Below are 20,211 nucleotides of genomic sequence, written 5' to 3'. Positions count from 1 at the left end.
TCTAACTCATTGGCATGCCTTAGCAACAGTGTTCCGGTCTTCTTACAAGCGGTCTGCCCGCCAGGAATGGGTGAAGTACGGCAACTCCACCTGAGCATCGGCGGCGAATCCCAGATGTTCGTGGAGGTACCAGTCGAGGTTGGCCTCGACCCTGGCCCGAATCTCTGGACCCGCCCGACGGTAGTAACTTCTGGATTTGGCGAGGTCGACGATATCTGAGGTGCTCAGCGGCTGCGCCCACCGCGCCGATCGCTGTTCAAGCGCCCCGAACTCCCGTCCAATCGCCGGCCGATGATCCGGTTTGTAGACATCTCCGGCATGCATGATCCGGCTAAGCCGGTGCACCCACGGCAGAGAAACATCCAACTGATTCCAGATCAGTCCCAGGCGGCCGCCCGGTGTGAGGATCCGTGCAGCCTCCGTGGTGGCTGCCACCGGATCAACCCAGTGCCAGGCTTGCGCCATGGTTACCAGATTGACCGAGGAAGCTGGCAGGCCGGTGGCCTCGGCGGTCCCGACGACAGCGACCACAGCGGGGAGCTTGGTGCTAAGGACCCCCAGCATGTCCGCCGAGGGGTCGACGGCGGTCACCTTCAGCCCACACCTCACGAGTTCTGCGGTGAAGATTCCGGTGCCCGCGCCGACGTCGGCTGCGGCGGACGCGCCGGTGGGAATCAGCCAGTCAACAATGTCGGTGGGATACCCGGGCCGGACCCGGTCGTACTGCGCACCGCCGTCCAGGTAGCCGCCGGCGAGGTGGACTCGCCGGGTGTCGTGCAGACGTGGGCCGCCGCGGGGCATCTGTGCGCTCCTGTTGTCGATGGGTGGGATCCAAGCCTATCCCGCACCGGTCAATCGCCTCCTGGCCCACCAGCTGCTGAGGCTAGTCCCTCGAGCACGGCGCAGCGCCCGCCGTCCCCGGCGTGTGGGGAGCCCACACCGGAAAGGTTCGTGTCTCGGCGGCCGGTACCCAGCGTTCCTCGTCCACTACATAATCTGCGGTGAGACCATCGGCCAGGAGGGACCGGAGGCCGCTCAGCAGCCGCTCGACGTCCGCGGGCTGGGATCCCAGACCCACGCTGGCCCGCAACGAACCCGACGGCAGCCCGAGCCGTTTGAGTAGGGGATGAGCGCAGAACTTGCCATCGCGGAGGCCCACCCCGTGTTCGGCAGACAAATACGCGGCGACAAGTCCGGCGTCGTAACCGGACACCGAAAAGTTCACCACCCCGATGGGGTCGGCACTGTCCGGGAAAAGCTGGTGCACTGTGACCCCCGGTAGCGTTTCGAGTCCGGAAGTCAACGCAGACCGGAGGGCCTGTTCATGGGTCAGCCAGGCATCCTCGTCCAGCGACGCGAGCACCTCGGCAGCATGCGCGAGGGCGGCGGCGCCCACCACGTTGGGCGAGCCACCCTCATGGCGGGCCGGTCCGGTGGCCCAGGAGACTGAATCGACTTTGACCCTCCGCACGGCTCCACCGCCGGGCAGGTACGGGGTGCCGGCGTCCAGCCAGTCCGGGCGGCCCACGAGCACGCCAGCACCGAACGGCGCGTATAACTTGTGACCCGAGAATGCCACATAGTCGATACCATCGCGGCTGATGTCGATCCGACGATGGGGTGCGAGCTGGGCGGCATCCACCACGATTCGCGCCCCGTGGGCGTGCGCCAATTCAGCCAACTCGCTGATCGGTAGAAGCTCGCCGGTGACATTGGATGCCCCGGTGACCGCCAGCAGACTGACCCCACCCGTGGATAGCTCGGCGCGGACCCGCTCAAGGGTGTCGGCGAGCGTCACGCCGGCCGTGAGGCTGCGGTGGGGGAGCTGCTGCCAGGGCAACAGGTTGGCATGATGTTCGACATCCAGGTACAACACCTCCCCCGTGGAGGGCACACAGCCGGCCAGCAGGTTCAGCGAGTCGGTGGTGTTGCGGGTAAAGATCACTAAGTCGTCGCTGCGTCCACCCACAAAACGCCGGACTGTTGTCCTGGCATTCTCGTACAGTGAGGTGGAAACCTGGGAGGTGTAGCCGGCGCCGCGGTGGACGCTGGCGTAGAAGGGGACAACCGTATTGACGAAGTCGAGGACCTCGACCAGCGCCGGAGCGGACGCGGCGTAGTCGAGATTGACGTAGCGTACCTCGCCGCCCCCAAGCAGCGGCACCAACAGGTCATCTCCCACCACCTTCGCCAACTGATTCACGGTTGAGGTGGAATGGTGGAACGGCTCGATGGTTGCAATAGTCATGCTGGATCTCCAACGGTGGTGGACCCCGCAGCAGGGTGTCCGCGCTTGCCAGCCCAGTCAGGGACGGCCTGGTCGTCACCCGGGGCACCCCGCCGCGAAGAGGAGGGTTGCCGGCCAGCAAACCGGGGTTTAGCGCTGACACTCGTGACCAATAGAAAAAGCCTAGGGCACGGCAGGCGCCCCAGGCTTTTTATTACGGCTTCTTAAAGCAAGTCATCAACATCAGGGTTGAGGATCTGCAGCACGTCATTGTGGAGGGTGCTGTTGGTGGCCAAAGCATTCCCGCCAAACGGTCCGTCGGTGCCTTCCAGCGAGGTGAAGCGCCCGCCGGCCTCGGTGATGATCGGCACCAGGGCCGCCATGTCATACAGGTTCAACTCAGGTTCGCAGGCGATGTCGACTGCGCCCTCCGCAACCAGACAGTAGGACCAGAAGTCGCCGTAGGCCCTGCTGCGCCACACCGAGTCGGTCAGGGTCAGGAATTCCGGCAGGTTCCCGCGTTCCTTCCAGCCCGAGAGGCTGGAATAAGACATCGAGGCATCCTCGAGCCGGGACACGTTGGATACCTTGAGCCGGCTTGCCGCCGCGAGGGACTTGCCCATGTAGGCGCCGGTCCCGGTGGCCGCCCACCAGCGTTTGCCCAGAGCCGGAGCGCTGACCAACCCGACCACCGGTTGCCCCTCGTCAATCAGCGCAATCAGGGTGGCCCAGACCGGGACGCCCCGCACAAAACTTTTGGTGCCGTCGATGGGATCGATGATCCAGCGACGCGAGCCGGCACCACTGCTTCCGAACTCTTCGCCGAGCACCGCGTCGCGGGGGCGGGCGCGGGAGAGTTGGCCACGAATCGACTCCTCGGCAGCCTTATCGGCATCGGTTACCGGGGTCAGGTCTGGCTTGGTCTCCACCACCAGGTCCTGGGCCTTGAATCGCGACATGGTCTGGTCGTCTACAGAATCGGCCATGACGTGGGCAAGGCGCAGATCATCGTTATAGCTTTGGCGGTGGTTCATACCTTCAACCTATCGCCTAACCCCGCGATAGTGCGGGATGTGCCCGGCCCCGTGGCACCAGCCCCGCACCAACGGGCCACCAGGTCCAGGTTTTCCGGAGTTTGCTCGCTTGTCCACTCGCTTGCCCACTGTATGGCCCGGTTCGGTGGAGAGTCCCGTAGCTGCCCATCGATTGCCCGGACACGGTGGGCAGGAGGCACCTTAAACGCCACAGGACACCGGCGGCGGTGAGCCGCTTCGGTGTCCTGTGGGGAGCCGTCCAGTGGGACGGGCTACGTATCTGGGTTATTAGATAACGGTGATGTTCTCGGCCTGCGGTCCCTTGGGGCCCTGCGTGGTCTCGAAGTTGACCTTCTGGTTCTCTTCGAGGGCGCGGAATCCGCTGGAGTTGATTGCTGAGAAGTGGGCGAATACATCCGCGCCGCCGTCATCAGGAGCAATGAATCCAAAGCCCTTTTCAGCGTTGAACCATTTGACTGTACCTGTTGCCATTTTTTTCATATTCCTTGTGTGTGAGAATCCCCCCGTGCTTCGGGGTTCTCGTTGAGGCGAAAATTAGTGCTTAACACCACAACTGCTTTAAGCCTATCAGGTCTACTGTTCGCCGAGCTCTTTAGCTTCTTGCGTATTTCCCTTGGGCTCGGGGACGCTGGAGCCGAGCAGCCGCCGTAGGGAGGCCAGCCGGACTGGGCCCGAAACGCCTGCCCGCCCCTCGCTCACCCACGGGTCCAGGCCGCACTTCACCGCTAGCCGGTCATGGCGGCATCCTCTGGCGCATTCAGCTGTACCTGGTTCAAGGTCGGGGAAGGCCTGAAGAATTCGATCCGGGTCAACATGGGCCAGACCGAACGAGCGGATACCCGGGGTGTCGATAATCCAGGTCCCCGGCAGGGAATCTCCGGCTTTCAAGGCAACCGCCGACGACGACGTGTGCCTTCCCCTGCCTGTCACCGCGTTCACTCCGCCGGTTGCCCGGTTGGATCCGGTGAGCGCGTTGACCATAGTGGATTTACCCACGCCCGAGTGTCCCAGCAGCACGCTGACTTTCCCATCGAGATGGGACCGCAACTGGTTGACGGCGTCACCGAGGAGCCGGGCGGACAGGCCGTCGTCCGAGGTGCTCTCCACTCCTTCATCGTCGGTGGCTGTTCGGCTGATGATGACCGGAAGATCGAGGTGCCGGTAGTTGTCGAGCAACTCGGTGGGGTCTTTCAGGTCTGCCTTGGTGACGCAGAGGATGGGCTGGATGCCGGCGTCGTAGGCTGCCACCAGAGCGCGGTCGATGAAACCGGTGCGAGGTTCAGGGTTCGCCGCGGCCACCACGATCACCAGCTGGTCCGCATTGGCGACGACGGCGCGCTCCACCGGATCGGTGTCGTCGGCGCTCCGGCGCAGCAAAGTCCGGCGCTCCTGAACACGGACCAGCCGTGCCAGTGCGTCCGGGCCGCCGGAAAGGTCGCCCACCAGGGCGACCAGGTCACCGGCAACCACCGGAGTTCGACGGAGTTCGCGGGCCCGGGCCGCGATGACTACCCGCTCGCCGTCGCCGTCCTCATCGACGACGGCGGTGTACCGTCCGCGGTCCACTGTGACGATCCGCCCGGTGACGGCATCGTCATAGGCTGGCCGGTCCTTGGTGCGGGGCCGGGTGCCCTTCTTATTGGGCCGCACCCTGATATCGGATTCGTCCCAGGACCGAGCCCCGCCGCGGTTTCCTCCGGTTGCCACGTCAGAGACCGGACCCGGCGTCAGCTGGGTTTCCGGTAGCAGCGAGGTCAGCCCAGAGCTGGGGGAACTGGGGCATGGTTTTGGCGGTGGTGCCGATATTCTCGACCTCCACCCCCGGGACGGCCAGGCCGATGATGGCCCCGGCTGTCGCCATCCGATGATCCTCGTAGGTCCTGAACACGCCGCCGTGCAGGGGGGCTGGCTTGATGGACAGCCCATCAGCGGTTTCCGTGACGTCACCGCCAAGCCGGTTGATTTCGGTGGCGAGGGCTTTCAGCCGGTCCGTCTCGTGGCCGCGCAGGTGGGCGATTCCGGTGAGGACTGAGGGGGTATCAGCCAGGGCGCACAGCGCCGCCACGGTCGGCGCAAGTTCGCTGGTGTCTGCGAGGTTGGCGCCGCGGATGGTCGGGCCGCCGGTGACGGTCAATGTTCCCTGGGCGAGGGTGACGTCGGCTCCGAGCTGCGTGAGGATCTGACGCCACTGGTCGCCAACCTGTGAAGTGCCGGCGGGCCAGTTCGGGATGTGTACGGTGCCGGCTGTGACCAGGGCTGCCGCGAGGAATGGTCCTGCGTTGGAGAGGTCCTGTTCAATCCGTAAGTCAAAGGCCCTGATCCGCCCGGAGGATACTCGCCACTGGTTGGGTACTGAATCGTCGACATCGACGCCGACCCCCCGTAGGACTTCGACGGTCATGGCGATGTGGTCGAGGCTGGGCACGGGTGGGCCGACGTGTTCCAGCTGGAGCCCATCGGTGAAGCGTGCGCCGACCAGGAGGAGCGCCGAGACGAACTGGGAGGAGGCACTGGCGTCGACGACTAGTCTGCCGCCGGGGACGGAGCCCGTACCAGTGAGGGTGAATGGCAACAGCCCGTCGTCGTCGTCATCCACGTCCACCCCGAGCCCGCGGAGTGCGGAGATGACGGCACCCATGGGCCGTTGGCGGGCGTGAGGATCACCGTCGAAGGAAGTAGTTCCCTGCCGCAGGGCTGCGAGCGGAGGCACAAACCTCATCACGGTGCCGGCAAGGCCGCAGTCGATGGCGGCGTCACCGCCTACTGAGAGGTCTATGGGCGTCACCAGCAGGTCGGGACCGAATGCGCCGTCGCCGGCAATTTCGGTCACCTCGGCGCCAAGGGCCCGAAGAGCTTCCACCATCAGGATGGAATCACGGGAGATCAGTGGGGCCCGTAACCTCGACTGCCCGTCAGCGAGGGCCGCGAGGATCAGGAAACGGTTGGTGAGCGACTTGGAGCCGGGCACCTGAACTGTCGCATTGACGGACGAGGTTGCGTAGGGTGCTGGCCAATGCGACAGTTCCACGGGGGTCATTGACCTGCTAACCCACCAGTTCGGACGCGGTCTTGCGGACCGACTTGTTGGCCTTCTTCAGCTGCTTCTCAGTGTCTTTGGCAATGGTTTTGGCGTTCTTGCGGGTGTCGTTCCCAAGGGCCTTGGCGTTGCGCTTCGCGTCGGACGCGAAGTGCTCGGCACGCCACGCGAGGCCCGGGCGGCCATTGGTGTCCACCGATGCCAGCAGAACTGCACCGATCAGCGAGACGTTCTTCAGGAGCTGGTTGCGCCGGTTCTTGCGTGCCTCGGCCGTCGAGGAATCCGCGGACTTGAAATCGACTAGGGTGTTGAGCCCCGCCGTGCCAACCAGCACCAGTGCGGCGACCCGCGAGAAACGTCCGATGCCGAGCAGAGCTGCGGCGCCTACCTGAGCGGCGCCGAGGGCCTGGGCAACGACTTTCTCGTTGGCGGTGACCGATGCCGCCGAGGGTACCGCTTTGTTGAGCCGGTCGAGGGTGGGGCGAAGCTGTGCGCCGGCGGCTTCGGCGTTGCGCAGCCGGTCGATCCCGGCCACCACGAACGAACTTGCAAGCATTGGGCGGGCTACTACGCGAACAAGGGTCATGATTGCCTCCTGGCTATTGACTGATCGGGCACTTGAGTCCTAGTTTTGCACTTTTAAATTGGTAAGGCGACACGGGTATCTCTGGCGACCCCATCTCGGGGTGTTCGGTTGGGGCCGGTTGACGTGCAGCAGTGGAATAACCAACCAGCGCCGTCGGTTATGAGCAGTAGACAACCAACCGAACTAATGAGAGGCGGATGATGACGGCGATCGCCGCAACAGTCAGTGAGACGCCCGATTTCCAGCTGACGGTAGCGCCAGTGCGTCCCTCAGGGCGTGGGCGCGTAGACTTTTCCTCAATGAATACAACAGCCGCGGCGGGTAGTGCCCCAGCCGAAGACGATCAACTGGATGTGTCAACGGAATCGGATGCAGATCGGAAGATCCGCTTCGAACGGGACGCAATGCAGTATGTGGATCAGCTCTATTCGGCTGCCATGAGGATGGCACGGAACCCGGCCGATGCTGAAGACCTGGTGCAGGAGGCCTACACCAAAGCTTTCTCGGCGTTCCATCAGTACAAACCGGGCACCAATCTGAAGGCCTGGCTATACCGCATTCTCACGAACACCTATATCAACCTGTACCGCAAGCGGCAGCGCGAGCCGTTGCAGTCCCATTCGGACACGATCGAGGATTGGCAGCTCGCCAAAGCGGCGGAACACACCCCCGCCGGCCTACGGTCGGCCGAGGTAGAGGCGCTGGATCATCTTCCTGATTCAGACGTGAAGCAGGCGCTGCAGGCCATTCCGGAGGAATTCCGGCTGGCCGTCTACTTCTCCGATGTGGAGGGGTACGCCTACAAAGAAATTTCCGAGATCATGAACACCCCTATCGGCACCGTAATGTCGCGGCTGCACCGGGGGCGCAAGCTGTTGCGTGAACTGCTCGCCGAATATGCTCACGATCGGGGCCTTGGCGCCGCGAAGGCTGTAGCGGGTAGCGGCACGGCGAAGACACAGGAGGGTGGCAAATGAGCGACTGTCAGAGCCTTGGCGACTGCGCCGATTCCCGAATCGAGCGCCTGTACGACTATCTGGACGGGGCGTTGTCCCACGACGACCTGGTGGAGATCAAGAACCATCTCGAGGATTGCCCCGAGTGTGCCGAGGAGCACGACCTCGAGTGCGTCATTCGCTCGGTGGTCAAGCGATCCTGCACCGAGGTAGCTCCCACTACCCTGAAGACAAGCATCCTGGACCGGATCAGCCAGATCAAGACAGCCGAGCACTAGGCCCGGCAAACTGAGCCCAGCAAAAAGGAGCCCCCGCTGCCGATAATCGGCGCGGGGGCTCCTTTTTGCTATTAGCCCGACTGCTCAGGCGTTGGGGCGCTTACCGTGGTTAGCGCCGCCCTTCTTGCGGTCGCGCTTCTTGCGTGCTCGCTTGCTCATGGCTGCCTCCTTGCTTCTAAAGTATTTGGACTACCATCCAGTCTCCCACACTTCGTCGTCTCAGCCGTCAACCGGGGATCGTCGTTGGCAGGGTCCAGCGGTCCTAGGATGGTAGGACAGTCGAACCGAAGGAGCACCACGTGACCCGCGCCGTATACGTTGACTCATTTTCCACCGAGGACCCATTGGATGGTCTGGTGATTGGCGAGCTGACAGCCAGCGATCCGCCCGAAGGGTACCGCCGGGTCACGGTCAGGGCCTCTGCGTTGAACCACCACGACCTGTGGTCGCTCCGCGGTGTGGGCCTGGGCGCCGACAAACTTCCGATGGTCCTCGGGTGTGATGCGGCGGGAGTTGACGACGACGGCAACGAGGTGCTGGTTCACGGGGTGATTTCCTCACCCGGCTGGGAAGGGGATGAGACCCTTGACCCGCGGCGTTCGCTTCTCTCCGAGAAGCTGCCCGGCGCGATGGCCGACGTCGTTTGGGTCCCGGAGCGCAACCTGATTCCCAAGCCTCCCGAGCTGAGCTTTGAGGAGGCCGCCTGCCTGCCCACCTCATGGCTGACCGCCTATCGGATGCTGTTCACCGTCTCACCCGCCGCGCCCGGGTCCACCATCCTGGTGCAGGGGGCGGGGGGAGGGGTTTCCACCTCTCTCATCTCGTTGGCCAGCGCGGCAGGCTTCCGGGTCTGGGTGACCAGCCGGAGTAAGGCCAAGCAGCAGCGCGCGCTGGAACTGGGCGCTGCCGCAGTGTTCGACGACGGCGCGCGCCTGCCTGAGCGGGTTGACGTTGTCTTCGATTCAGTCGGCGAGGCCACCTGGTCCCACTCACTGAAATCGTTGAAGCCTGGCGGTGCGGTGGTAACGTGTGGTGCCACGAGCGGCGCCGCGCCAGGGGCCGACCTCAACCGGGTGTTCTTTCTCCAGCTGAAGGTCCTGGGGTCCACCATGGGGACCCGTGAAGAACTGATCAGGCTCACCCGCTTCCTGGTTGCCACGGGGGTGCGCCCTGAAATCGACGAGGTGTTTCCCCTTGAGCAGGCCGAGAAGGGCTTCAGGAAAATGCTTGAGGGCGAGGTATTCGGGAAGATCGTCTTCACTCACTAGGTGCTTTCGTACCTTCCAGCGTCGGTGACGGTAGCTGCGACATACCGTGTCCGACGCAGAGGGATACCTCTATGGTGACAAATTTCGGCAGCGGTGAGTTTGCGAAAAGGACGGCAAGACGTGGCAGCCAGTGATTTGCAGCGTTTCGTCTCGGCGCAGAACGGCGGCGGTACCTACGAGCGTGCCATGGCCGAGCTGGCCGCCGGAAAAAAGGAGACCCACTGGATGTGGTTCGTCTTCCCCCAACTCGCCGGTCTTGGGAAGAGCGCCACAGCACAACGGTTCGCGGTCTCGTCGCTCGCCGAGGCACAGGAGTTTCTCGCGCACCCCGTTTTAGGCCCACGCCTGATGGCCGCCGCAGAACTTCTTTTGTCCCTGACCGGTTCCGATGCGGACCTGATCTTTGGTCCGCTGGATGCGCAGAAACTGCGGTCGTCGCTGACGCTGTTTCTTAGGGCAGACCCGGATCGCCAGGTATTCGCACAGGTACTGGAGCGATATTTCAACGGCGATCCCGACCCGGTGAGTGATCGGATGATTGCCAATGAATAGCCCGCACCTCATTGACAGTAAGCCTGCTTAGGGTTACGTTTCTCTTGTTGCTTCAGACCCGGGCGGCGAGTTTCGGAACCATCGTGAGGTGGCCTTGGCTCCCCGGCGTCCAGTGGAGCGAACGGCCCTCCGCATTGGCGGGCGGCAACCTTAGTCTCCTTCACCTAAGGGTCCTGAAACGCCTTTAAACAAGGCATGGTGAGTTCATTTCACCCAGGGTTATAACTGACAAGGAGTAAGAAAGTGCTTACAACTGATCATATTGACCGCATTCTGAACAGCGGCGGAAATGTCATTGACAACGACGGGGCCAAGGTGGGATCTGTGGGGCAGATCTACCTGGATGACCAGAGCGGCAATCCCAGCTGGGTGACGGTGAAGACGGGCATGTTTGGTACCTCCGAGTCCTTCGCGCCTCTTGAGGGCGCCGAGGTCGACGGTGATGATGTTCGGGTTGGGTATTCCAAAGACCAGATCAAGGATGCGCCACGGGTGGATCCGGATGCTGACCTGTCAGCCGAGGAGGAGAGCCGGCTCTACCAGCATTACGGGCTGAGCGGTTCCGCCAGTACCGGAAACGTCGAACAGACGGGTACCGTACCGAGCAATCGCAACAGTGATTTCCTTGACGGACCCGAGTCTGAGACCCGCGCTGGCACCGGTCGCGTGAATGAGACCGGCAACGTGGGCCATGACACCTCGGGGCCCACCACGGATGACGCGATGACCCGCTCGGAGGAGCGTCTCAACATCGGGACCGAAAGCCGGGAAGTAGGGCGTGCGCGCCTGCGCAAGCACGTGGTGACCGAAATGGTGACCAAAACAGTTCCGGTCACCCGCGAGGAAGTCACTATCGAGCGCGAGCCCATCACGGATGCCAACCGCGGGGATGCCACCTCCGGACCGGACATCAGCGAAGAGGAACACGAAGTGATCCTTCATGCTGAGACGCCTGTTGTGGAGAAGGACACCGTTGCAGTCGAACGTGTTCGTCTCGGCAAGGAAACGGTCACCGACGAGAAAACCGTTACCGAAGAAGTCCGCAAGGAACAGATCGATACGGATGCCGACCCTGCCCGCGACTAGGCATCTAACCGCATTAAGGAGAGACCAGAAGGCCCCAGCGTTTTTACTCTGGGGCCTTCGGGCATTACCAGGAACAGGCCGGTACTACTCCGGTGCGGGCACGTCGAGCCACTGAAACCAGCCACGATGGAGAACCAGCCAGGCCATCAGACCGTAGCCAGCCTGACCCGGCCCGCCGCCATTCGCCGCGAGATCGCTCCGCCACTGCTCATGGGCTTGCAGGGGAGTGAACGTGTCCACGTAGACATGTTTCCGACGCGTGGTGACATCGGCGAAGGCCGCCGAAAGGTCAGCCAGTCTCCGGTTACGCTCGGCATCCAGACCGGGGGGAGGCCCCACCACCAGTACCTTGACGCTCATCTGCGCGGCACCGTCGAGGATGTTGGCGAGGTTGAGCCGGCTGCGCGCCGTTGACAGATCCAGATCGAGGTCCCGATCGGAGAGGCCAATGACGAGCCTGTTCTCGAATCCATCATCGAAACGGCGTCCGGTTTCCTGCAGCCACCGGTTCGCGAGTGCCTCGGTGCCCTCCTGCGGGGCGGCGAGGGTGAACGCCTGCAGGGAGACGCCGTCGGGGGCTGTCCGGGCGAGGACGCGGCCAAACCAGCCAAGGGCTCGAGGATCGCCCAGGCCTGCGAGCAGTTCGTCACCTACGGCTGCGAGCCGGATTCTGCGTTGTTCCACTGGTTGGTTACCTTTGTCCGCTCATCGTTTTATCACTTGGTTGCGCCACTGCGATTCGGGTTTCGAACCGAGCTCAAAAAAACTGTTGGGTGGGGTGCACGGCACCCCACCCAACATCATACGTAACTACCTATGAGTCGGTTGTTACTGCCGTTCGAATGCCTTCTTCACCAGGATCTCCTGCTCCACTGCGTGGCGCTTGGCCGAGCCGGTGGCAGTCGAAGCCGAGGCTGGACGCGACGCCAGGTGCAATGGCCGGTCAAGGTGTTCCGGCAGGTTCAGACCGATGAACGGCCACGGTCCCTGATTCGCCGGTTCGTCCTGAGCCCATACCAGGTCGGCATTGGGGTACTTGCCGACGGCCGCCTTGATGTCCTCGACCGGGAGGGGCGCGAGCTGTTCCACCCTGATAATCGCGGTCTTCTGGTCTTCGGTCTTCTGGCGCGATGCCAGCAGATCGTAGTATAGGCGACCGGAGACCAGGATGACGTGGTCGACGTCCTTGGCATTGGGTTCCTGCTTGTCCGGGATGACCGGGAGGAAGGTGCCGTTGGTGAAATCCTCGACAGAGCTGGCCGCCGCCTTCAACCGGAGCAATTGCTTTGGCGTGAAGATGATCAGCGGTTTCCGCGGCCGGGTGTAGGCCTGGCGCCGCAGCAGGTGGAAGTGGGATGCCGCGGACGTGGGGTTGGCCACGACCATGTTGTCTTCGGCGCACATCTGCAGGAAGCGCTCAATGCGGGCCGACGAGTGGTCGGGGCCCTGCCCTTCATAACCGTGCGGCAGCATTAGCACCAGTGAGGAGCGTTGACCCCACTTCTGTTCTGCCGAACTGATGAACTCGTCGATGATGGTCTGGGCGCCGTTGACGAAGTCGCCGAACTGGGCCTCCCAGAGCACCAGGGCATCAGGGCGTTCCACCGAGTAGCCGTACTCGAACCCCATGGCAGCATATTCCGACAATAGCGAGTCGTAGATCCAGAACTTCGCCTGGGCGTCGCTGAGGTCATCGAGCGGCAACCATTCCTCGCCGGTCGCCCGGTCGTGGAAGACCGCGTGGCGCTGCACGAAGGTTCCACGGCGTGAGTCCTGGCCTGCCAGCCGGACTGGTACACCTTCCATGAGGAGCGAGCCGAACGCTGCCAGTTCGCCGAAGCCCCAGTCGATGCCGCCCTCGCGGGACATCTGCTCGCGCTTGTCGAGCAGCGCCTTCAGCTTCGGGTGAACGGTGAAGTTCTCGGGGACTGCGGTGTGGACCTTGCCGATGTGGGCGAGGGTTTCCGGGGTGATCGCTGTGCTGGCAGGTACGCCGACCCCCGTGTCGGACTGCTGCGACAGGGGGCGTTCGATGTCCGATACTGCTGCGGCGTCCTTGGTGACGATCGGGATAGGGGAGGTCTGGGCAGCATGCGTTTCAGCGAAGACCCGCTCCAGGCGCTCCTGGTAATCCCGCAGTGCCTGCTCCGCCTCGTCCTGGCTGATATCGCCGCGACCGATCAGCGCCTCGGTGTACAGCTTGCGCACCGAACGCTTCGCTTCGATAAGGTTGTACATCATGGGCTGGGTCATCGACGGATCGTCGCCCTCATTGTGACCACGACGGCGGTAGCACACCATGTCGATCACAACGTCCTTGTTGAACTTCTGCCGGAACTGGTAAGCAAGCTGGCCTACCCGAACCACTGCCTCGGGGTCGTCTCCGTTGACGTGGAAGATCGGGGCCTGGACCATCTTCGCGACGTCGGTGGAGTACACCGAGGACCGTGACGAAGTGGGGGAGGTGGTGAAACCAACCTGGTTGTTCACGATGATGTGGATGGTGCCGCCGGTGCGGTAGCCACGAAGCTGTGACAGGTTCAGGGTCTCGGCAACAACACCTTGGCCCGCGAAAGCCGCGTCGCCGTGGATCTGGATCGGGAGGACCGGGAACGCATCGCCCAGGTCGAGGCGGTCCTGCTTTGCCCGGACAATCCCCTCCAGCACGGAATCGACTGCCTCAAGGTGGGACGGGTTCGCGGCCAGATAGATCTTGGTCTCATTGCCGCTGTCCGAGGTGAAGGTGCCCTCTGTGCCGAGGTGGTACTTCACATCGCCCGATCCCTGCACCGAGCGGGGATCCTGGGTGCCTTCGAATTCGCGGAAGACCTGACCGTAGGTTTTTCCGGCAATGTTCGTCAGCACGTTCAACCGGCCGCGGTGGGCCATGCCGATCGCTACCTCGTCGAGGCCGTCGTCGGCTGCGTTGGAGATGATCGAATCGAGCAGCGGAATCAGCGACTCGCCGCCCTCAAGGGAGAAACGCTTCTGGCCGACGAACTTGGTCTGGAGGAAGGTTTCGAACGCTTCAGCAGCGTTGAGCTGGTGCAGCACCCGCATCTGTTCTTCGCGGCTCGGCTTGGAGTATGAGTGCTCCAGCTCATCCTGGAACCATTGACGCTCCTCGGGATCCTGGATGTGCATGTACTCGATGCCGGTCGTGCGGCAGTAGGCGTCACGCAGCACACCGAGGATGGTGCGGAACTTGAGCATCGGCTTGCCACCGAACCCGCCGGTGGGCCATTCACGGTCCAGATCCCACAGGGTCAACCCGTGGGTCCGTACATCGAGGTCGGCGTGCTTGCGCTGCACGTACTCCAGCGGGTTGGTGTCGGCCATCAGATGGCCGCGCACCCGGTACGCGTGGATCAGCTGCTGGATGCGGGCAACCTTGTTGATCTCATCCATCGGATCAACCTGGATGTCGGCGCTCCACCGCACCGGCTCGTAGGGAATCCGCAGGGCTTCGAAGATTTCGTCGTAGAAGTTCTGCTCGCCGAGCAGCAACTGGTGAATGATCCGCAGGAACTCGCCGCTGCCGGCACCCTGGATAACACGGTGGTCGTAGGTTGAGGTCAGGGTGATGGTTTTGCTGATCGCGTGCTGAGCGAGTGTCTTTTCGCTGGAGCCCTGGAACTCGGCGGGGTATTCGAGGGCGCCGGCACCGATGATGCAGGCTTGGCCCTTGGAGAGGCGCGGCACCGAGTGAACGGTACCGATCCCGCCCGGGTTGGTCAGCGAAACCGTTGTCCCTGCGTAGTCGTCGGCGCCGAGCTTTCCACCGCGGGCCTTCTTGACCAGCTCCTCGTAGGCGTGCCAGAAGTCCGAGAAGTTCATTGTCTCGGCCTTTTTGATGTTGGGCACCACCAGCAGGCGGGTCCCGTCAGGCTTCGGCATGTCGATGGCCAGGCCGAAGTTTACGTGCGCTGGCTGCACCGCTGCGGGCTTGCCGTCGACGACGTCGTAGTACACGTTCTGGGACGGGAACTGGGCCAGCGCCCGGATGATGGCGTACCCGATGATGTGGGTGAACGACACCTTGCCGCCGCGGGCCCGGGCCAGGTGGTTGTTGATGACCACCCGGTTGTCGATCAGGAGCTTGGCCGGAATGGCACGAACACTCGTGGCGGTGGGAACGGTCAGGCTGGCGTCCATATTTGTGGCAATGGCCTTGGCCGGGCCGCGCAGCACCTTGACGGTGTCCTCGTCCATGTCGGTGGTCCGGTCCGACTTGGGCAGCTGGGCAGGAATTGGCGTCGTCGAGGGCTTCTCGGCCTTGGCGTTGTCTGACTGCCTGGACACGGGCTTTTCGGCTCTTTCCTGGGCTGCCTTTTCGATCGCCCGATCAGCGTTGTCTTCGGCTCTGACCTCGGCCTTGGAATGGGTCTCTTTGGGAACCGGCGGCTTTGCCGATTCCTCGAAGCTGGCCGGAGACTCGCCCGACGCCTTGGGGGAGTTGGATTCGGCGTTTACCACGGGCAACTCGCGGGTGGCGGGGTTGTGGCCCAGATCGCCAGTGCTGTTATCGATACTGCTGTTATCGACACTGCTGGTGCTGGCTGTCGCGGCGCGGGGGGCGGTGTGGCGGCCGTTCTCGGACTTTGAGTCGTCGGCCGCGAATGAATCGAACAGGGTCCACCATTTCTTGTCCACCGAGTTCCGGTCCTGCTGGAACTTTTCGTATAACTCGTCGACAAGCCACTCGTTTCCGCCGAATTCTTCAGGTAAACGGTGGTTGGGTTGTTCTGGCACTAGTAATACGCCTCTTCCGTAAGTTGCCCTGAGCCCGGTTCAGTCGCCTGCAGCGTGTTTTAAAGCGAGATAAAACTGTATACAGACCCGCAGTCAGTCTAATGACAGTCCGAGGTAACAAGCCAATCCCTCGAATGCTCGAAGTGTCTGGTGCAGCACATAGACTTTTTGCTGATGCCGATCCAGGAGTAACCCTCATGCGTTTTATCAATCAGCCAGCCACCGACCTCACCTATTCGGACGTTTTTCTGGTCCCCTCCGCTTCCGAAGTGATCTCCCGGTTTGATGTTGATCTGGCGAGCGACGATTCGACCGGAACCACCATTCCCCTGGTGGTGGCCAACATGACGGCTGTCACCGGGCGGCGGATGGTGGAAACGGTGGCGCGTCGAGGAGGGCTCGCGGTATTGCCGCAGGACATTCCTTCGGCGGTCATCGCCGAGGTTACTCAGTGGGTGAAGAGCCGGGACGCCGTTTATGAGACTCCGTTGCGCCTGAAGCCGGAGCACACGGTGATCGATGCGCTGCACCTGATGAACAAGCGCTCCCACGGGGCAGTGATGGTCGTGGACGAGCAAAATCGTTGCGTAGGAATAGTCCGGGCATCCGACTGTGAAGGGGTCGACCGTTTTGCTTCACTGGAGTCGGTGATGCGCACCAGCTTCATCAAGTTCGAGTCCTCCCGGTTCGAGGGCGACACCGCGGCGGGACTGCAACTCGCCTTCGAGGAACTCGACGCGGCGAGCACCAATCTTGCACCCGTCTCCCGTGACGGTGAATTGCTCGGCGTCCTGACCCGCACCGGTGCGCTCAGGTCGACAATCTATCGGCCGGCGCTCGACGCGAACGGCTCCCTCCGCGTCGCAGCAGCGGTGGGCATCAACGGCGACGTCGAGGCGAAGGCTGCTGAACTTCTCGACGCCGGCGTGGACGTGTTGGTGGTGGACACCGCCCACGGCCACCAGCGAAAGATGATTGACGCTTTGCGAGCTGTCAGAGGTGTCGTCAACGGCCTCGCGCGGCCAGTGCCCATCGTCGCGGGAAACGTGGTGAGCGCCGATGGGGTGCGTGACCTGGTGGAGGCCGGCGCCAACATCGTCAAGGTGGGAGTCGGCCCAGGTGCCATGTGCACCACCCGAATGATGACCGCGGTGGGACGCCCCCAGTTCTCTGCGGTCCATGAATGCTCCGAGGCGGCGCGCGAGCTCGGCGCGCAGGTCTGGGCCGACGGCGGTGTGAGGTATCCACGCGACGTTGCCCTGGCGCTCGCTGCGGGCGCCAGCCAGGTGATGATTGGCTCCTGGTTTGCTGGCACCTTTGAGAGCCCTGGTGACCTGCAGACTGACAGCAGCGGCAGGCAATACAAGGAAAGCTTCGGTATGGCCTCCGCTCGTGCGGTCCAGAACCGGACCCAGCGCGACGACGTTTTCGCGCGAGCCAGGAAGGGCCTCTTCGAGGAGGGTATCTCCACTTCGAAAATGTACCTGGACCCGTCCCGGCCCGGGGTTGAGGATCTTCTGGACCTGATCACGGCGGGGCTACGCAGCTCGATGACGTACGCGGGGGCACGTAGCCTGGCTGAATTCAGGGAGAACGCGGTGGTCGGGGTGCAGTCGGCTGCAGGTTACGAAGAGGGCCGGCCCCTGCCGCAGAGCTGGTAGAAACAGAACTAGCGCGGGCCGGTCCCTGATGTAAACTGAAGCTCTTATGGACAGTTCCTCTAGGGGCCGGCCCTCGATGCGTTCGCGGCATTTTTCCGCAAAACGGTCGACTTGCGCCGGCAGACCCCGCATTAATGCCCATCGCCAACTCCAGGCAGTATTGAGCCCCATCGAACCAGATCCCAACGGACCAAGCGTTTCCGGTGCCAGCTCAGCGGAGTCTTTATCGGAGCCTTCTAGACCGGTTGAGCCCGGGTCTTTTCGAAGCCACCAGGATGATTTACCCCATCAGTTCCGGCTGGCGGTGAGTGCACCGTGGAAATCTATTTCCTGATAGTGGGCCTGCTGCTGATCCTCGGTACTGGTTTTTTCGTCGCGGTCGAGTTCTCGCTCGTGGCGCTGGATCAGACCTACGTTCAACGGGCCGTTGACAATGGCGACAAGGGGGCTGTGCCCCTCCTCAAATGTCTGAAGTCGCTCTCCACCCAGCTCTCCAGCTGCCAGTTGGGAATTACCCTCACCACGCTGCTGACCGGTTACGTCATGGAACCGTCCGTCGGCCGCCTGATCCAGGGCCCGCTGAGCGCCATCGGTATCCCCGCCGCGATCCTCGGCACGGTCTCGCTGGTGATCGCGATGACACTCGCCACCCTGCTTTCAATGCTGATCGGCGAGCTGGTTCCGAAAAACCTGGCGATCGCCCTTCCGTTCAAGATCGGCAAGCTGCTGGCGCGGCCCCAGCTGATCTTCACCGGGGTGTTCAAACCGGCGATTGTGGTGCTGAACGGTTTTTCCAACCGTGTCCTGAACCTCTTTGGACTGGAAGCGAAAGAGGAAATCTCCGGCGCCCGCACCCCCTCGGAACTCTCCTCCCTGGTCCGCCGGTCGGCTGAGATGGGCACCCTCGACGCTGGCACCGCCAACTTCCTGGCCCGGACGTTCAGCTTCTCCGAACGGACCGCCGCCGACGTCATGACCCCGCGGATCCGGATGGAAACGATCGATTCGGATCAAACCGTGGCCGACGTCGTCGACCTGGCCCGTCGGACCGGCTTTTCCCGGTTCCCGCTGATCGCTGACTCACCCGACGACATTCGCGGCGTGGTCCACGTCAAGAAGGCAGTGGCGGTTCCCCGCAGCAAGCGTGCGGGGCTGCCAGCCGGGACCATTATGACCGAGGTACTACGAGTGCCCGAGACGGTACACCTGGATTCCCTCCTGGCAGAGCTGCGTGAAGCGAATCTTCAGCTGGCGGTGGTGCTCGACGAGTACGGCGGCACTGCCGGCGTCGTCACCCTCGAGGATTTGGTCGAGGAGATTGTCGGCGAGGTCTCGGACGAACACGACAAGCTGAAACCTGGCGTGCTGCAGAGCGCTTCGGGTAACTGGTTTTTTCCGGGCCTGATGCGTCCGGACGAGGTCACCGAGCAGATTCCGCACCTCTCGGTACCCGACGAGGCTGGTTATGAAACCGTCGCCGGGTACATCATGGCCCAGCTGGGCCGGATTGCTGCCCCAGGGGACCGGGTCGATGTCCCCGAGGGGATCCTTGAGGTGGAACGTATGGATGGTCGTCGAATCGACCGGGTCAGCTTCATCCCGCTGCCCCCTGAAGATGAAACTGGCGGAGTATCAAACGCCGCAATGGAAGGTCAGCGATGAGCGACTGGGCCGGAATCGTATGGCTGATTGTCCTGTTGATCGGAAACGCCTTCTTCGTTGGCGCCGAATTCGCTGTCATGTCGGCGCGCCGCAGCCAGATTGAACCTCTGGCCGACCAGGGATCCAAGCGTGCCAAAACTACGCTCTGGGCGATGGAGCACGTCTCGTTGATGCTCGCCTGCGCGCAGCTGGGCATCACCGTGTGCTCGCTGCTGATCCTGCAGGTCGCCGAACCCGCGATCCATCACCTCCTGGTGGTTCCGTTTGAATCAGTGGGGATCCCTGAAGGACCCGCTGACATCATCGCTTTCGCCATCGCCTTGCTGATCGTGACCTTCCTGCACGTCACGTTCGGCGAAATGGTCCCGAAGAACATTTCGGTATCCGTCGCCGATAAGGCTGCGCTTCTGCTGGCACCACCGCTCGTGATGATTGCGCGGGTGGTGAATCCCATTATTGGGTCGCTGAACTGGCTGGCGAACCATATTCTTCGGGCTATGCGCGTTGAGCCGAAGGATGAGGTGACCTCTTCGTTCACCCTTGAGGAAGTGCAGTCGATCGTTCAGGAATCCACTCGCCACGGGCTCGTTGACGACGGCTCCGGTCTGATTTCCGGCGCCCTCGAGTTCTCGGGCCAGACTGCCGGGACGGTCATGGTGCCGCTGGATGAGCTGGTGAGCGTCAGGACGGACTCCACCCCAGCAGAGTTCGAGAAGACTGTGGGGCGAACCGGATTCTCGCGGTTCGTGTTGATGGATGAGAACGACGTCCTCACCGGATACATGCACCTCAAGGACATCATGTCGATTTCCGAGGAGATGTACTCCAAACCGATTACTGAAAACAAGGTCCGCACCCTTGCGAACCTGAGAATGGATGATGAGATCGAGACGGCGTTGACCACCATGCAACGCACCGGGTCCCACCTGGCTCGGGTACTGGGTCCCGACGGCGCCACCCACGGAGTCCTTTTCCTCGAGGATGTTATTGAGCAGCTGATCGGAGAGATCCGGGATGCCACGCAAAATCAGGGACACCGGCGGACTGGCTCCAGTGTGGACGAGCTCGGCCTCGACCGCAGCATTAGCTAG

General features: G+C 62.7%; 18 protein-coding genes and 1 riboswitch. Of the genes, 8 read left to right on the top strand and 10 right to left on the bottom strand.

Annotated elements, in window-relative coordinates:
• Positions 1-42: 42 nt before the first annotated feature.
• The 7 genes from ACX80T_RS11905 to ACX80T_RS11875 form a co-directional block, all read right to left on the bottom strand.
• On the bottom strand, positions 43-801 hold the full coding sequence (locus ACX80T_RS11905) for a class I SAM-dependent methyltransferase (RefSeq protein ID WP_459304518.1): 759 nt from the start codon (positions 799-801) through the stop codon (positions 43-45).
• Between the two features lie 82 nt (positions 802-883).
• Positions 884-2,248: an aminotransferase class V-fold PLP-dependent enzyme gene (locus ACX80T_RS11900; RefSeq protein WP_459304517.1), complete on the bottom strand. Its 1,365-nt coding sequence runs from the start codon at positions 2,246-2,248 to the stop codon at positions 884-886.
• Positions 2,249-2,284: 36 nt separating this feature from the next.
• Positions 2,285-2,398: riboswitch (SAM riboswitch) on the bottom strand.
• Between the two features lie 53 nt (positions 2,399-2,451).
• Positions 2,452-3,261 (bottom strand): histidinol-phosphatase, encoded by an 810-nt coding sequence (gene hisN, locus ACX80T_RS11895; protein WP_019483098.1) that lies wholly within the window; start codon positions 3,259-3,261, stop codon positions 2,452-2,454.
• Between the two features lie 288 nt (positions 3,262-3,549).
• Entirely contained in the window at positions 3,550-3,753 is a 204-nt protein-coding gene (locus ACX80T_RS11890) for a cold-shock protein (RefSeq protein WP_019483099.1), read from the bottom strand.
• A gap of 102 nt (positions 3,754-3,855) precedes the next feature.
• Positions 3,856-4,989: a ribosome small subunit-dependent GTPase A gene (rsgA, locus tag ACX80T_RS11885; RefSeq protein WP_019483100.1), complete on the bottom strand. Its 1,134-nt coding sequence runs from the start codon at positions 4,987-4,989 to the stop codon at positions 3,856-3,858.
• 1 nt (position 4,990) lies between these two features.
• Entirely contained in the window at positions 4,991-6,319 is a 1,329-nt protein-coding gene (gene aroA, locus ACX80T_RS11880; RefSeq protein ID WP_459304515.1) for a 3-phosphoshikimate 1-carboxyvinyltransferase, read from the bottom strand.
• Positions 6,320-6,326: 7 nt separating this feature from the next.
• On the bottom strand, positions 6,327-6,905 hold the full coding sequence (locus ACX80T_RS11875) for a DoxX family protein (RefSeq protein ID WP_019483102.1): 579 nt from the start codon (positions 6,903-6,905) through the stop codon (positions 6,327-6,329).
• 197 nt (positions 6,906-7,102) lie between these two features.
• Between ACX80T_RS11875 and ACX80T_RS11870 the strand changes: the two genes are divergently transcribed.
• Positions 7,103-7,882 (top strand): sigma-70 family RNA polymerase sigma factor, encoded by a 780-nt coding sequence (locus ACX80T_RS11870; protein ID WP_459304514.1) that lies wholly within the window; start codon positions 7,103-7,105, stop codon positions 7,880-7,882.
• Entirely contained in the window at positions 7,879-8,139 is a 261-nt protein-coding gene (gene rsrA / locus ACX80T_RS11865) for a mycothiol system anti-sigma-R factor (RefSeq protein ID WP_019483104.1), read from the top strand. The genes ACX80T_RS11870 and rsrA overlap by 4 nt, the downstream gene beginning before the upstream one ends.
• 84 nt (positions 8,140-8,223) lie before the next feature.
• Here the strand turns inward: rsrA and ACX80T_RS11860 are convergent, their stop codons facing one another.
• Positions 8,224-8,298, bottom strand: coding sequence for a 50S ribosomal protein bL37 (locus ACX80T_RS11860; protein ID WP_116778527.1), 75 nt, complete (start codon positions 8,296-8,298; stop codon positions 8,224-8,226).
• A 140-nt stretch (positions 8,299-8,438) separates the two neighbouring features.
• Here ACX80T_RS11860 and ACX80T_RS11855 point away from each other — a divergent pair, with 140 nt between their 5' ends.
• From ACX80T_RS11855 to ACX80T_RS11845, 3 genes are all read left to right on the top strand, one after another.
• Entirely contained in the window at positions 8,439-9,407 is a 969-nt protein-coding gene (locus tag ACX80T_RS11855; protein WP_019483105.1) for a zinc-binding dehydrogenase, read from the top strand.
• Positions 9,408-9,527: 120 nt separating this feature from the next.
• A complete protein-coding gene (locus ACX80T_RS11850) occupies positions 9,528-9,959 on the top strand; it encodes a DUF1810 domain-containing protein (protein ID WP_019483106.1) in 432 nt (143 codons plus the stop codon).
• A gap of 243 nt (positions 9,960-10,202) precedes the next feature.
• The gene (locus ACX80T_RS11845; protein WP_459304513.1) at positions 10,203-11,045 is read left to right on the top strand and encodes a DUF2382 domain-containing protein; all 843 of its coding nucleotides are present in this window, start codon (positions 10,203-10,205) and stop codon (positions 11,043-11,045) included.
• A gap of 84 nt (positions 11,046-11,129) precedes the next feature.
• Here ACX80T_RS11845 and ACX80T_RS11840 read toward each other — a convergent pair whose 3' ends face one another.
• Both ACX80T_RS11840 and ACX80T_RS11835 read right to left on the bottom strand, forming a co-directional pair.
• Positions 11,130-11,729 (bottom strand): GDSL-type esterase/lipase family protein, encoded by a 600-nt coding sequence (locus tag ACX80T_RS11840; protein ID WP_019483108.1) that lies wholly within the window; start codon positions 11,727-11,729, stop codon positions 11,130-11,132.
• 144 nt (positions 11,730-11,873) lie between these two features.
• Positions 11,874-15,797, bottom strand: a complete 3,924-nt coding sequence (locus ACX80T_RS11835; RefSeq protein ID WP_459304512.1) for a multifunctional oxoglutarate decarboxylase/oxoglutarate dehydrogenase thiamine pyrophosphate-binding subunit/dihydrolipoyllysine-residue succinyltransferase subunit — start codon at positions 15,795-15,797, stop codon at positions 11,874-11,876.
• 197 nt (positions 15,798-15,994) lie between these two features.
• Between ACX80T_RS11835 and guaB1 the strand changes: the two genes are divergently transcribed.
• The 3 genes from guaB1 (at position 15,995) to ACX80T_RS11820 (ending at position 20,211) form a co-directional block, all read left to right on the top strand.
• Positions 15,995-17,458: a GMP reductase gene (gene guaB1, locus ACX80T_RS11830; RefSeq protein ID WP_459304511.1), complete on the top strand. Its 1,464-nt coding sequence runs from the start codon at positions 15,995-15,997 to the stop codon at positions 17,456-17,458.
• A 315-nt stretch (positions 17,459-17,773) separates the two neighbouring features.
• Complete coding sequence (locus ACX80T_RS11825) at positions 17,774-19,120, top strand: hemolysin family protein (RefSeq protein WP_459304510.1); 1,347 nt, start codon at positions 17,774-17,776, stop codon at positions 19,118-19,120.
• Positions 19,117-20,211 carry a hemolysin family protein gene (locus ACX80T_RS11820; RefSeq protein WP_459304509.1) on the top strand — a complete coding sequence of 365 codons (1,095 nt, stop codon included), beginning with the start codon at positions 19,117-19,119 and terminating at the stop codon, positions 20,209-20,211. Before ACX80T_RS11825 ends, ACX80T_RS11820 begins: the two co-directional genes overlap by 4 nt.

This window comes from Arthrobacter sp. Sr33 (genome assembly GCF_054511195.1).
The sequence above is the reverse complement of the archived record's forward strand: the minus strand, read 5'-3'. Positions and strand labels throughout refer to the sequence as shown.